Genomic DNA, 14,040 nt, shown 5'->3' on the forward strand with positions numbered 1-14,040 from the left:
TGACACTATACAGAATTTAATAAAACGATCATTTCTCGAATTAGTCACTTACATGGGTATGCATTTCGATATAAGACGAATCTACGGCTTTTAGCTCGACTCTAAGGTTAATCAGTTCATCCATATGATTGATATGCGTTCCACCGCAAGGCATCACGACGTCGACGCCATCAAGAGTGCAGTGCCAATATCTTGAACTGGTCAAAAATGGACCTTCAAGTTGCATTGAAACTTCAGAGGGTTCTTGTGACCACTCAGCTAACTGTTGATTAGTCATATCTTCAATTCTCTGCAAGTCTGTCACCACCTCTACTGTATTTAGTCCACGTTTCTTTAACGTTTTCCCAAGGCGATATCGGTCAAAACATCGGTTTGGCGATACCACACTCTGTTCCTGAGCATAACTATTAAAATCATAGTGGGCCAAACCATCTTTTCGGTCTGCTTCTTTTCTCCAGTATGACGCAGCTAGCACTTTGTTAAGTGCAAGAGAGGCGATATGTCCGGCACTATGTCCTCTGCTCAAACTTTGTTGATAGGCTTTGTCCACTTCCAATGTAATGATCTGACCAACACAAAGTTCTGGTCCTTTCGCGATTCGATGCACAACAACAAATACCCATCCATCACAGTCTCGTTTTACGGGAATCGCGCTGCCGACATACAGTGTTTTGGTATCCAGTTCGATAGCACCAACAAGACAATCTATGACTTCAAGTTGTTGACCTTTCGTTAACAGATAACCTTTGTCTGCCGGATGATCAGGCCATATATGACTTACTGGGTGAAATGGCGTACTGTCTACAACAATATCGGTGTAATTAGAATGCTCATCGATCAATTGAATTGCGCTGTCTAGCTGCCAAGTTTGATGACAAAAGTGAATTTTACTAGCGGTAAACACGGTATGATTATTCCTTGCAACAAAAAACGCCCGCTGTATTCAGAGGGCGTTGTTTAATTTCGACTTATTTTTTAGGACGACCTTTCATCATCGTCATTAAGCGTTTACGTTTACGCTCTTGTGAAAGGGTCATCTTGTTAGACTTACCTTCAAATGGGTTATCGCTGCTTTGGAAGTTAATACGAATTGGCGTACCCATGATTTCCAAAGAACGACGATAATAGTTCATTAAATAACGCTTATACGAATCTGGTAGTTCATTGACTAGGTTACCATGAACCACAACGATTGGTGGGTTGTAGCCACCAGCGTGCGCATATTTCAACTTAACACGACGTCCACGAACCATAGGTGGCTGGTGATCTTCCGTCGCCATTTTCATGATACGGGTCAGTACCGAAGTACCCACACGGGTAGTCGCAGACTTGTAAGCTTCTTGAACAGATTCAAACAAGTGGCCAACACCAGTACCATGAAGCGCTGAAATAAAGTGGATACGAGCAAAGTCAACGAAACCAAGACGACGATCAAGCTCTTTCTTAACGTGTTCTTTCACGTCAGTATCTAAACCATCCCACTTGTTCACAGCGATCACAATAGAGCGACCAGAGTTTAACGCAAAACCAAGGAGGCTTAAGTCTTGATCTGAGATGTTTTCACGAGCATCGATAACGAGCAATACAACGTTTGCATCTTCTACTGCTTTCAGGGTTTTAACCACTGAGAACTTCTCAACCGTTTCGTTGATGCGACGACGACGACGTACACCAGCAGTATCAATTAGTACATACTCACGATCATCACGCTGCATAGGAATATAAATAGAATCGCGAGTGGTACCCGGCATGTCATAAACTACGACACGCTCTTCACCAAGAATACGGTTGGTCAGCGTTGATTTACCCACATTAGGTCGACCAATGATAGCCAACTTAATTGGTTGATCTTGAAGACGCTTAAACTCTTCTTCCGCTTCTTCTTCGGTATAATCGAGTTTCTCTTCTTCTTCGTCTTCAAACTCAGTCAGATCTTCAATTTCACCTTGTTCAACAAAGCTTTCTGCAAATGGGTTAAGTGCGCGTTCGATAAGTGCAGTAACGCCACGACCGTGTGCCGCTGCGATGTGGTACATGTCTTCTACACCAAGTTGCCAAAACTCAGCACTAGCAGCATCAGCATCAATACCATCAACTTTGTTAATCACTAGGAATGACGGCTTCTCAATTTTACGCAGGTGTTGAGCAATCGCTTCATCAGCCGACGTTAAACCTGCACGGCCATCCACTAGGAAAAGCACGACATCCGCTTCATCAATCGCAGCTAGCGATTGTTCCGCCATTTTTGTTTCAACACCTTCTTCAGTACCATCAATACCACCGGTATCAATAACAATGAATTCATGCTCACCCAGTTTTGCCTGACCGTATTTACGGTCACGTGTTAGCCCCGGAAAATCCGCAACAAGAGCATCACGCGTACGAGTCAATCGATTGAACAGGGTCGACTTACCCACATTCGGGCGTCCAACTAGGGCAACAACAGGTACCATATAAACCTCTACACTTATCTTCTAATTGTAGTTATAGGTAAAATTCTCACGTTTTCCTATAACCACAAATTAATCCATCTATCCGAGCTCGAAAAGATCCTTTTGCTTCGCAGCAATAAAACGGCTCCTAACTGAGATCAGCCAGGAGCCGTTTGTGAATTATATCACGCTTTCTAGTTGATAGTGAGTTTCTTTATTTCACCATCACGAGTCACTAAAACATAACCTTCAGGTACCTTAGTTGGTCCAACAGAAAGGCCACTTTCGTTGATGAGTTGCTGTGCTACAAACTCACCTGACTCTCGATCAATCCAGTGTAGGTAACCTAAGCTATCACCTACTACGATGTAACCATCAACAATAACAGGTGCAGTTAGCAGTCGGTTTTCCAACTGGTTATTTTCCCACAGCTCAGTACCACTGCGAGCATCTACAGCTACTACATGATCATTATCTGTCACCAAGAATAAACTACGGTTATCCGTCGCCATATCTGTCGCTGATGAGTAGTTACGTTTCCAAATAGGGTTACCAGAACGTAGATCAATAGAAATTAACTGCCCATTGAAACCCACCGTAAACAGTGTGCCACCTAAAATGATTGGAGATGAATCCACATCAACCAAGCGATCGATCTCGGTAGCGCCTTTTGGCGTGCCTACAGGTTGCTGCCAAATCAACTGTCCACGCTCGACGATAGCGGCAGCTAAACGTCCATTGGCCGTGCCCCAGAAAACACCACCTGATACGGTAGCTGGTGCACTGTCACCACGTAAAGTTAGGTTTGGAACATCAGTACTGATCGCCCAGCGCTCTTCGCCCGACGTTTGTTCCAATGCAACCAACAAGCCTTGACTGGTATGAACCATGATTAAACTTGCATCCGCTACCGGATTCGCAAGCACCTCACCATTCACCTTGGCGCGCCAAACTTCTTCGCCAGTTTTGACGTCAAGCGCAATAACTTCGCCGTTTTCGCTACCGATATATAGCTTTTGATACGCCGCGGCAATACCACCAGAAAGTCGAGCTGATGTCTCACCAGCGACATTAACTTCCCAAAGCGTTTTACCCGTTTCTGGATCAAGCGCTTTTACCACTCCGTCTCGGCTAGCGACAAACAAGTTGTCATAGGCGTAAATTGGAGAGAGCTTCGAGAAGAACTGACCAACACCATCACCAATACTTGCAGACCATACCGACTGAGGCGTGAACTCACTTTGTACTTTTGGCAGTGGTGCCATAATGACGGTATCTTCTTCACTAGAACACCCTGCAAGAATTCCCAGTACCGAAATAGAAAGCAGTACTTTCTTTACGACTCTATTCATCGGCTATGGCCCTTACTTGGCAAGATCGTCCAGTTTAATTTGTAGCCCTTGGCTTGCGTCTTGCGCTTGCTGTGCTTCAGTATAAGCAGTGTAAGCTGCATCACGGTCACCGTCACGAATTGCGATATCACCACGCAGCTCGGCCACTCGGCCTGCCCATGCGTCATCGGTAATTTTCGCAAGTTCAGCACGCGCACCATCAACGTTACCTGTTTCCGCCATTAGACGAGCAATACGGTAAGTCACTAGCGGAGTGATCGCCGCATCTTTAGTTTTGCTTTGTGCCCATTGCAGTTGCTCAAGAGCCTTTTCAAGCTCACCAGCTTCTACTTGAACTTTCGCTAGTTGTAGTGAAGCCAAAACACTGTATTCAGTGTCTTTGCTACCATCGATAAATGCTTGTACGTCACCACTTGCGTCAGTGCCTTTAGCGGCAATAGCTTCTACCGCTTTGGTATACTGTTCAGAAGCAGCTTCTTGCGCAGACGTTACTGAGTCTTGATAGTAACGCCAGCCAAATAAACCACCCAAACCAACAACAACACCAAGAACCACTGCTTTGCCGTTCTCTTTCCACCAATCTTTGATTGCTTCTACTTGTTGTTCTTCAGAATCGTAGAGTTCCACTTCCTGTCCTCTTAAAAGAATTCGTCACTAACGTTGATTGATTCATCTATCGAATACGTTCAATCAACGTCAGTCTATAAACTAGATAATATCTGCTAATTTAGCGGCTAACTCAGTTTGAGCAATAGTTTCTTGCTCACCACCCTGCAAATCTTTGACCACGACCGTATTCTCGGCCACTTCATTCTCGCCTAGCACTAGAGCGTATACTGCGCCAACTTTATCTGCACGCTTAAATTGTTTCTTGAAGTTGCCACCACCAAAGTGGTTCATGACACGAATACCAGGGATAGCTTCACGTAAAGACTCGGCTAGCTTCATACCTGCCATCATGGTGCCTTCACCCGCAGTCACTACGTAGGCGTCAACACTACGACGAACATCAGTCAGCTCAAGCGTTTCCATCATTAGTACCAAACGCTCTAAACCCATAGCAAATCCGACAGCTGGCGTAGCTTTGCCACCTAGTTGTTCAACCAGTCCGTCATAACGACCACCGCCACAAACCGTACCTTGAGCACCTAAACTTTCGGTGATCCACTCAAATACCGTGCGGTTGTAGTAATCCAACCCACGGACAAGGCGTTGATTTACCGTATATTCGATTCCTGCTGCGTCAAGAAGTTCACAAAGACCTGCAAAATGTTGTTTTGAGTCTGCATCGAGGTAATCTGACAGCTCAGGAGCATCAACCAAAATCGCTTGTACATCTGGGTTCTTGCTATCTAGAACACGTAGCGGATTGGTGTACATACGACGCTTGCTATCTTCATCAAGAACATCAATATGCTGCTCTAGGTGAGCGATCAATGCCGTACGGTAATCAGCGCGAGCTTCTAGAGAGCCGATAGAGTTCAGTTCCAAACGTACATGTTCAGCAATGCCCAACTCACGCCATAGACGCGCAGTCATCATGATAAGTTCAGCATCAACGTCAGGGCCATTTAAACCAAAGACTTCCACACCACATTGATGGAATTGACGGTAACGACCCTTTTGTGGGCGCTCATGGCGGAACATTGGGCCCATATACCAAAGACGTTGTTCTTGGTTATATAACAAGCCATTTTCAATACCAGAACGCACACAACCGGCCGTGCCTTCAGGACGAAGCGTTAGGCTATCGCCATTACGGTCTTCGAAGGTGTACATTTCCTTTTCGACCACATCCGTCACTTCACCGATAGCGCGGCTAAATAGATGGGTCATTTCAACGATTGGCATACGTACTTCGTTGTAGCCATATGCGCTAACAACATGCTTAACTGTATTCTCAACTTTTTGCCAAAGTGGAGATTGTGTTGGGAGGCAGTCGTTCATGCCTCGGATTGCTTGAATAGTTTTTGCCACAGTTTAATACCGTTATATCGTTGAAATTATTTATCTTCTACTTGATTCACTTCGATGCGATTTGACTCATCTAACATCGACGCCTTAGCACGAATTTTTGCTTCGAGCTTGTTCACTAGGTCATCATTATCGAAGCGCTCTTTCTGACGTTTACCGTCCTCGTAGAATGCACTTTTCTTGTTACTACCAGCTAAGCCTAAGTGTGAAACTTCTGCTTCACCTGGTCCATTCACCACACAGCCGATAATCGACACATCCATTGGTGTAATCACATCTTCTAAGCGCTGCTCTAGCGCATTTACTGTACCGATCACATCGAATTCTTGACGTGAACAACTTGGGCAAGCAATAAAGTTGATACCACGAGAGCGAATACGCAATGACTTCAAAATATCAAAGCCCACTTTGATCTCTTCAACTGGGTCTGCCGCTAAAGAAATACGCAAAGTGTCACCAATACCTTCTGCCAACAGCATTCCAAGACCCACTGACGACTTCACAGCACCCGCACGAGCACCGCCAGCTTCAGTGATACCTAAGTGTAGTGGCTGATCAATCTTTTGAGCCAACAATCGGTAAGAATCTACGGCAAGGAACACATCCGATGCTTTAACACTGACTTTAAATTGGTCGAAGTTTAGACGATCCAAAATATCCACGTGACGCATCGCCGACTCAACCAAAGCAGTTGGTGTAGGCTCGCCATATTTCATCTGAATGTCTTTTTCTAAAGACCCGCCATTTACGCCAATACGAATTGGAATGTTTTTATCACGCGCACAATCTACAACAGAGCGAATGCGAGCTTCGTTACCGATATTGCCCGGGTTGATACGTAAACAATCTACGCCATACTCCGCAACCTTTAGTGCAATTCGATAGTCGAAGTGAATATCAGCCACTAGAGGAATCGAAACTTGCTGTTTGATTTCTCGGAAGGCTTCTGCGGCATCCATAGTAGGAACAGAAACACGAACAATGTCTGCACCGACATTTTCTAACGCTTTAATCTGAGCAACGGTCGCAGCAACGTCCGTCGTGCGAGTGTTTGTCATTGACTGAACAGCAATGGGCGCGCCATCGCCGATAGGTACATCGCCCACATAAATACGCGTAGATGGGCGACGTTTAATTGGTGATTCGTGATGCATATTGATTATCTAAGGTAAGGTGAATCGAGCTACTTTGCCTGAAGTATACCCAGAAAGGTCGACAGGTTCACTTGCTAATGTCATAGAAACTTTCTCAGGAGCACCTAAAATCACTTTAAATGGTGCTTTTCCGTTTACATTGACATTATCGCCCTGCTTTTTAATACCGGTAGTGATGGTCTTTCCGTCCGCGTCTTTTACCTGGATCCAGCAGTCACCTGTGAAAGCCATCGTTAAATTAGTCAGACCATCAATTAGTTTTGGTTGCTCGTTTGCGGTTTGAGATTGTTCGTCAATTACTGCAACGTCTGCCGAAACCGATTCAACATTATTATTGGCAGTCTCTGGTACCGATTCTGTTGCAGCTTCCTCTGTCTGCTCCGGCGTTTCGATAATAGCAGACACATCAATAGTTTTTACTTCATCTTCTACTGTTGCTAATTCAGGCTCAGCGGTAAGTTGTGGCGAAGCGGGTTCTTCTACTTGAAAGGCAGGATCGCTAGTATCTGCGATTTCCGATAGAGTATCTTTTTGCTGGCTTTGTAACCACCAAACCGAAGAGATACCAATAATTACCACGAAAATACCCCAAGTAAGTTTCATTATGCGGCTATCGTGTTTTTCTTTATTGGTTTTCTGAGAGAAGCTCTGCATTGGCTGTTCTGAAGGTTGAGCTTCACTGTGGTGTTCAATAGCACCAAGGATCTCTTTTTCATCAATACCAACTGCCTTAGCGTAAGAACGTAGATAGCCTCGAGTGAAGGTTGCAACTTGCTCACCATCAAAATCGTTGGCTTCAATCTTTTGAATGATGGCGACACGCAAGCGTAAGCGGTCTGCGATCTGTTTCTGGGTGAGGCCTAGCGCTTCACGCTTCTCTTTTAATATGGTTCCGGCAAGAACGGACTCTTGTGGTTGCTGTTCAACTTTATCTACTGCGGTATTTTGTTCAGTACTCATTTATCATGTACTTCTTTTGGTTGTGACTATGACGCTACACGCTTAGTTCGTTTTATTTATTGGTGTGATGTCGTCATTAGTGTGGTAAATCGTACGTACTAACTGTATTTACAGCATAGTCCCAAATTGCCTACTTCTACACCTCAATCTAGTGCAAAGTGCTCGATTTCATTATGATTTTCGCGCAAGATCTCCCCACATTGGGCCAAGACAGCGGCTGAATGTGACCATCATAGTCGATTCTAACCACGAGTTAAAATCGACAAACGTAAAACGACGTAAATAGAGCCATTTTTGATAAAAAATTGACACTATCTATAAAGTTCAAGCGACGTTTTGAAATATTTGATTAACAAAACCGATATTTGTTCCATTAATACTGAATTTTTTATCAGTAAATTGTGGCAAGGATCAGATATTTTCGATTGCAGCGCTATAGATACAAAAAAACCAAGCAAATACTTGGTTTTTCTTTATTTATTTGTGGATTATACCGATTTTACCGGAATAGCTTCACCTTTTTGCTCAGCCAGTTGCTTGGTACGTTTAGTACGGTCAATCACATCACCGACTAACTGGCCACATGCCGCATCAATATCGTCGCCGCGAGTCTTACGAACTGTCACTGTATAGTCGTACTGCATTAGCGTCTTCATGAAACGATCGATGCGCGAGTTACTCGGTTTCTTGTACGGTGACCCTGGGTAAGGGTTAAATGGAATCAAGTTGATTTTCGCAGGCGTATCTTTCAACAGCTCCGCAAGCTCACGCGCATGATCCATATCGTCGTTAACATGGTCTAAAAGTACATATTCAACGGTTACTTTACCGCGATTAGCATTAGATGACGCAATATAACGACGAACTGATGCTAAGAAATCTTCGATATCCCAACGATCATTAATCGGCATGATTTCACTACGCAACTTGTCATTTGGCGCGTGAAGAGAAATAGCCAATGCAACATCAATTTCACCCGTCATTTGATCAAGACCGGACACCACACCAGAAGTCGATACTGTTACGCGGCGTTTGGACAAACCAAAGCCAAGATCGTCTAGCATAATTTCTAACGCAGGCATCAGATTTTTCATGTTGAGTAGAGGTTCACCCATACCCATCATCACCACGTTGGTTATTGGACGACGACCTGTCTCTTTTTCAAGGCCGACTTCACGCGCGGCGCGCCAAACCTGACCGATGATTTCCGAGACTTTAAGGTTACGGTTAAAGCCCTGCTGTGCCGTAGAACAGAATTTACATTCCAACGCACAACCTACTTGAGATGAAACACACAACGTTGCTCGGTCATCATCCGGGATATAGACCGTTTCGACATCTTGATCACCTACACGCATCGCCCATTTAATGGTGCCATCTGACGAGTGTTGCGCTTCAGAGACTGTCGGAGCTTTAATTTCAGCCAAACGAATCAGCTTTTCACGAAGCTTCTTGTTGATGTTGGTCATCTTTTCAAAGTCATCACAACCAAAATGATAGATCCACTTCATAACCTGATCAGCACGGAAGGCTTTTTCGCCAAGTTCCTCTTGGAAGAATTTACGCATACCTTTGCGATCAAAATCGAGTAGATTGACTTTTTGTGCGGTCATGTTGCCTCTTCGATGACGGTGATTCTACTTAAGGGCGCGAATTGTACAGCCTTTAGGCGACTACAACAAGCGCTACAAAACCTTAAAATAATAAGGTATTCATTTATAAGTGAACATTTTTTGAACAGAATAACCACTCAATATTAAAAAAGGAGGCCTAAGCCTCCTTGTGTTGAGCGGTATCAATCATTAACGCGGACAAATTTCCGACGTAGGGAAGAAAAATTCAATTTCACGCGCTGCCGACTCTGGACTGTCTGAGCCGTGTACAGAGTTATGGCGCATGCTTAATGCGTAATCTGCACGAATGGTTCCACATGCAGCTTCTTCTGGGTTAGTCTTCCCCATAAGCTCACGATAACGAGCGATAGCATCTTCGCCTTCAAGTACTTGAACCATGATAGGACCAGAGGTCATAAACTCGCGCAGTGCATCAAAGAATGGCTTACCCTCGTGTTCAGCGTAAAACCCTTTCGCTTGCTCATCGGTCAAGTGAACCATCTTAGCTGCGATAATTTTTAGACCAGCTTTCTCAATACGATGATAGATCTCACCAATAAGATTACGTTCTACAGCATCAGGCTTAACGATTGAAAATGTTCTTTCTAGGGCCATTATTGTTCCTTATCTTTCTGTTTCTATTGTTGTTATTTGGTTTGAGCTTGCTCAGTAAGCAGTCGAGCTAGAGTACGAATACCCATGCCAGTTGCCCCCGCAGACCACTTGTCAGTCCCCGCTTTGCGATAAGTGCCGGCACAATCGAAATGCAACCAACCTTTTTTATAATCGGTAACAAAGTAAGACAAAAATGCCGCTGCAGTGCTTGCACCTGGTGAGTAATCACCACTGCTGATATTTGAAAGATCAGCAAAGTTTGACGGCAGCATACCTCGATGGAAATCTGCTAGCGGTAGTGGCCACAAACCTTCTTTTTCTTGGTTTGCATTGGTTAATGCTTGATGAGTGAGTTCATCATCAAAAGACATGATAGCGTGGTAATCATTCCCTAGAGCATTCTTAGCTGCACCGGTGAGCGTAGCACAGTCAATAATCAGCTCAGGGTTTTGTTCACTCGCGTAAATGAGACCATCAGCTAGAACCAAGCGTCCCTCGGCATCGGTATTCATGATCTCAACCGTCTTACCATTTTTATAAGTGATCACGTCACCCAATTTAAGCGCTCGGCCAGAAACCATGTTTTCCGCACAGCAGAGAATCAACTTCACACGTTTATTCAAACCACGCATGATCGCTAATCCCAAACCGCCAGTGATAGTACCAGCGCCACCCATGTCTGCTTTCATCGCCGACATAAAGTTAGAAGGCTTCAGGCTGTAGCCACCAGAATCGAATGTGATGCCTTTACCAACTAGGCACGCAAATACTGGGGCATTTTCGTCACCAGTTGGGTTGTAATCGAGTTGCAGCATTGCCGATGTACGTTCAGAACCGCGACCTACAGCGAAAATACCTTCCCATCCTTCAGTCAGCAGATCTTTATCTTTTACAATGCGGTAAGTAACGTGCTCAGGTGCCGTTGATTTAATGAACTCAGCCGCCATAGTCGCAAGTTGACGAGGTGCAACTTCTTCCGCGCTCTTGTTGATGATGTCACGAGTCCAGTTGGAGGCTTTGATACGTGCATTCAGCTCGTTTTCATCTTGCTCACCGAGTGACGGCAGCGTTACTTGCGTGCTTTTCTTAGAGTTACGGTAGCCTTGATAGAATGCCCAGGTTGATTCTAGATCCCAGCCTTCACCAGCCAGTGTTGCATTAGAAATACCTTGTGAGTCTAATTTACGAGCCGCGCGCTGAATAGCGCCTAAATCGTGGCCCTCGCCTAAGTGGACTGTCGCGCCAGTTTCTGTGAAAGAGATGATTGCTTTGTCGCCCCATTGAGGAGCAGCCGCTTCTTGGCTAAGAAATACCGACATTGTGTTAGACATGGTCTCTCCTTGTCTTAATTCTGTTTTGTGTTGTCGTATCTTATGATTCAAATGATGTTATCACTATGTAGAGACAATACCAATGACCCGCCCAAGGGAATTAATAACAATGTAACATGTAGCGACAAAAAAACGGACCAAAGGTCCGTTTTTAGAAGTAAAGTTAGAGCGATTTATCAATCGTATTCATCCATCCAGCATAAGATGACTGCTTCAAGGATTTTCTCATTAGAACGATTTGGATCATCGTCAAAATCTTCTAGTTCCGTTATCCATTGATGTAAGTCGGTAAAACGAACCGTTTTAGGGTCCATATCTGGAAATTGATCGCACAACTCAATAGCGATATCACGAGAATCAGTCCATTTTAAGCTCATGTATCCTCCACTTATTAGTGATCTTCAGATGCGTGGTTTAACGTGTATTTTGGAATTTCTACCACTAAGTCTTCATCAGCAACAACGGCTTGGCAACCCAAACGTGATTCTGGTTCTAAGCCCCACGCTTTATCTAGCATGTCATCTTCAAGCTCTTCACTCTCTTCAAGTGAATCGAAACCTTCACGAATAATCACGTGACAAGTTGTGCAAGCGCACGATTTCTCACAAGCGTGCTCAATCCCAATACCGTTTTTTAGTGCCACATCTAATACGGTTTCGCCTTCGTTAGCCTCTAACACTGCGCCTTCTGGGCACAGATCTTCATGGGGCAGAACAACTATTTTTGGCATGACTACTTAGTCCTCGAATTTAAATGTTATCTACTGATTGACCGGCAAGAGCTTCGCGAATGGACTTGTCCATACGACGAGAAGCAAATTCTTGGCTCGCTTTATCAGTATCTTTTATACCTTGTTCAATGGCGTCGGCATCGTCACCATTGCGCAGTTTAATTAGTGCTTCAATGGCTTCTACTAGTGTTTGTTTTTCTTGTTCATCTAGTAAAGCATCGCCATCAGCTTGCATCGCTGCAATTAACCCTTCGATAACGCGATCGGCTTCCACACGTTGTTCAGCCAAGGCACGAGCCAACATGTCGTCTTTAGCGTAAGTCATTGAGTCTTTGAGCATATTAGTCACTTCATCATCGCTTAGTCCGTATGATGGTTTGACTTGAATATCAGATTGAATACCAGTGCTCTTTTCCATCGCTGTGACAGACAGTAGACCATCTGCATCAACCTGATAGGTGACTCGAATATGCGCAGCACCCGCCGCCATTGGAGGAATACCTTTAAGTGAAAAACGAGCAAGAGAACGACAATCATCAACCATTTCACGTTCACCTTGAACGATATGAACCGACATAGCCGTTTGACCGTCTTTAAAAGTGGTAAACTCTTGAGCACGGGCAACTGGGATGGTTGTATTTCGAGGAACAATTTTCTCGACTAGGCCACCCATTGTTTCAATACCTAGAGACAAAGGCAGTACGTCGAGTAGCAGCATTTCAGAGTCTGGTTTGTTTCCTGCGAGAATATCCGCTTGAATGGCAGCACCAATCGCAACCACTTCATCAGGGTTAATGCTAGTCAGAGGCGTTTTCCCAAAAAACTCGCCTACCATGTCGCGAACCAAAGGTGTACGGGTTGAACCACCCACCATGACGACTTCAAGTACCTCTTCAGCATCCACTTCCGCATCTTTTAGAGCACGGCGACAAGAAAGAAGGGTTTTCTTAACTAGGGCACGAATGAGATCTTCAAATTGAGCTTTCTCTAATTCGCCTTGCCAACCTAGCACATCCACACTTGCCACATCAGATTGACTCAAGTCGATCTTAGCTTGCGTTGCTGCGTCCAGTAATTCACGCTGCTCTTGAACCGTTAGTTCAGCCTTACCAATTTGCTGCTGCAAATGTTCTGCAACCAAATGGTCAAAGTCATCGCCACCCAGCGCTGAATCGCCGCCCGTTGCGAGTACTTCAAACACGCCACGAGATAATCGCAGAATAGATATATCAAAGGTGCCGCCACCAAGATCATAGACAGCAATCACACCTTCTTGACCACTATCCAAACCATAAGCAATCGCGGCCGCAGTAGGTTCATTGAGTAGTCGTAAGACATGTAAACCAGCTAAGCTCGCTGCGTCCTTTGTGCCTTGACGCTGAGCATCATCAAAGTAGGCAGGAACCGTGATAACCACTCCTGCTAATTCGCCACCTAATGATTCTTCTGCACGTTGAGAAAGTGCTTTTAAGATATCAGAGGACACTTGAATAGGATTCTTCGCTCCACCACGCGTTTGTAATACTGGCAGACCATTATCACTTTCTGTCAAAGAGTAAGGCATAGATGGGTAACGGCTTTGGACATCTGCAAGTGAACGACCTAATAAGCGTTTTACCGAAATAATAGTATTCACTGGATCAGAAGCTGCGTTATCACGAGCCTCAACACCGACCGTGGTCGACTCTTCTGTATAATGCACGGCCGAAGGCAAGATATTTCTGCCATTCGAATCTGGTAGCGTGGCTGCTTCTCCACTTCTTACCGTTGCAACTAGAGAGTTTGTAGTCCCTAGATCAATACCTGCAGCCAACTTATGTTCGTGTGGCGCAGAGCTTTGACCGGGTTCTGCGATTTGAAGTAATGCCATTCAAATATC

The 14,040-nt window shown here is 44.7% G+C and carries 13 protein-coding genes; all 13 read right to left on the reverse strand.

Features of this window, described 5'->3' with window-relative positions; translation table 11 throughout:
- Positions 1–40: 40 nt before the first annotated feature.
- Positions 41–904 carry an alanyl-tRNA editing protein gene (locus MMA19_RS23945; RefSeq protein WP_240207475.1) on the reverse strand — a complete coding sequence of 288 codons (864 nt, stop codon included), beginning with the start codon at positions 902–904 and terminating at the stop codon, positions 41–43.
- Between the two features lie 64 nt (positions 905–968).
- Positions 969–2,453 carry a ribosome biogenesis GTPase Der gene (der, locus tag MMA19_RS23950; protein WP_006072560.1) on the reverse strand — a complete coding sequence of 495 codons (1,485 nt, stop codon included), beginning with the start codon at positions 2,451–2,453 and terminating at the stop codon, positions 969–971.
- A 173-nt stretch (positions 2,454–2,626) separates the two neighbouring features.
- Positions 2,627–3,784: an outer membrane protein assembly factor BamB gene (bamB, locus tag MMA19_RS23955; RefSeq protein WP_006072561.1), complete on the reverse strand. Its 1,158-nt coding sequence runs from the start codon at positions 3,782–3,784 to the stop codon at positions 2,627–2,629.
- Between the two features lie 12 nt (positions 3,785–3,796).
- Positions 3,797–4,411, reverse strand: coding sequence for a tetratricopeptide repeat protein (locus MMA19_RS23960; RefSeq protein ID WP_006072562.1), 615 nt, complete (start codon positions 4,409–4,411; stop codon positions 3,797–3,799).
- Positions 4,412–4,492: 81 nt separating this feature from the next.
- Positions 4,493–5,761 carry a histidine--tRNA ligase gene (gene hisS / locus MMA19_RS23965; protein ID WP_006072564.1) on the reverse strand — a complete coding sequence of 423 codons (1,269 nt, stop codon included), beginning with the start codon at positions 5,759–5,761 and terminating at the stop codon, positions 4,493–4,495.
- 26 nt (positions 5,762–5,787) lie between these two features.
- Positions 5,788–6,912 carry a flavodoxin-dependent (E)-4-hydroxy-3-methylbut-2-enyl-diphosphate synthase gene (ispG, locus tag MMA19_RS23970; RefSeq protein ID WP_240207477.1) on the reverse strand — a complete coding sequence of 375 codons (1,125 nt, stop codon included), beginning with the start codon at positions 6,910–6,912 and terminating at the stop codon, positions 5,788–5,790.
- Positions 6,913–6,921: 9 nt separating this feature from the next.
- Positions 6,922–7,872 (reverse strand): cytoskeleton protein RodZ, encoded by a 951-nt coding sequence (gene rodZ, locus MMA19_RS23975; RefSeq protein WP_240207478.1) that lies wholly within the window; start codon positions 7,870–7,872, stop codon positions 6,922–6,924.
- 488 nt (positions 7,873–8,360) lie between these two features.
- Positions 8,361–9,485 carry a bifunctional tRNA (adenosine(37)-C2)-methyltransferase TrmG/ribosomal RNA large subunit methyltransferase RlmN gene (locus MMA19_RS23980; protein WP_038227960.1) on the reverse strand — a complete coding sequence of 375 codons (1,125 nt, stop codon included), beginning with the start codon at positions 9,483–9,485 and terminating at the stop codon, positions 8,361–8,363.
- Between the two features lie 189 nt (positions 9,486–9,674).
- A complete protein-coding gene (ndk, locus tag MMA19_RS23985) occupies positions 9,675–10,100 on the reverse strand; it encodes a nucleoside-diphosphate kinase (RefSeq protein ID WP_006072571.1) in 426 nt (141 codons plus the stop codon).
- 32 nt (positions 10,101–10,132) lie between these two features.
- Positions 10,133–11,431, reverse strand: a complete 1,299-nt coding sequence (gene pepB / locus MMA19_RS23990; protein WP_088876171.1) for an aminopeptidase PepB — start codon at positions 11,429–11,431, stop codon at positions 10,133–10,135.
- Between the two features lie 176 nt (positions 11,432–11,607).
- The gene (gene iscX, locus MMA19_RS23995) at positions 11,608–11,808 is read right to left on the reverse strand and encodes a Fe-S cluster assembly protein IscX (RefSeq protein WP_006072574.1); all 201 of its coding nucleotides are present in this window, start codon (positions 11,806–11,808) and stop codon (positions 11,608–11,610) included.
- 14 nt (positions 11,809–11,822) lie between these two features.
- Positions 11,823–12,161 carry an ISC system 2Fe-2S type ferredoxin gene (gene fdx / locus MMA19_RS24000; protein ID WP_006072576.1) on the reverse strand — a complete coding sequence of 113 codons (339 nt, stop codon included), beginning with the start codon at positions 12,159–12,161 and terminating at the stop codon, positions 11,823–11,825.
- Positions 12,162–12,180: 19 nt separating this feature from the next.
- Positions 12,181–14,031: a Fe-S protein assembly chaperone HscA gene (gene hscA, locus MMA19_RS24005; RefSeq protein ID WP_006072578.1), complete on the reverse strand. Its 1,851-nt coding sequence runs from the start codon at positions 14,029–14,031 to the stop codon at positions 12,181–12,183.
- Between the last annotated feature and the right edge of the window lie 9 nt (positions 14,032–14,040).

The organism is Vibrio sp. CyArs1 (assembly GCF_022432925.1).
Taxonomy (GTDB): Bacteria; Pseudomonadota; Gammaproteobacteria; order Enterobacterales; family Vibrionaceae; genus Vibrio; species Vibrio mediterranei.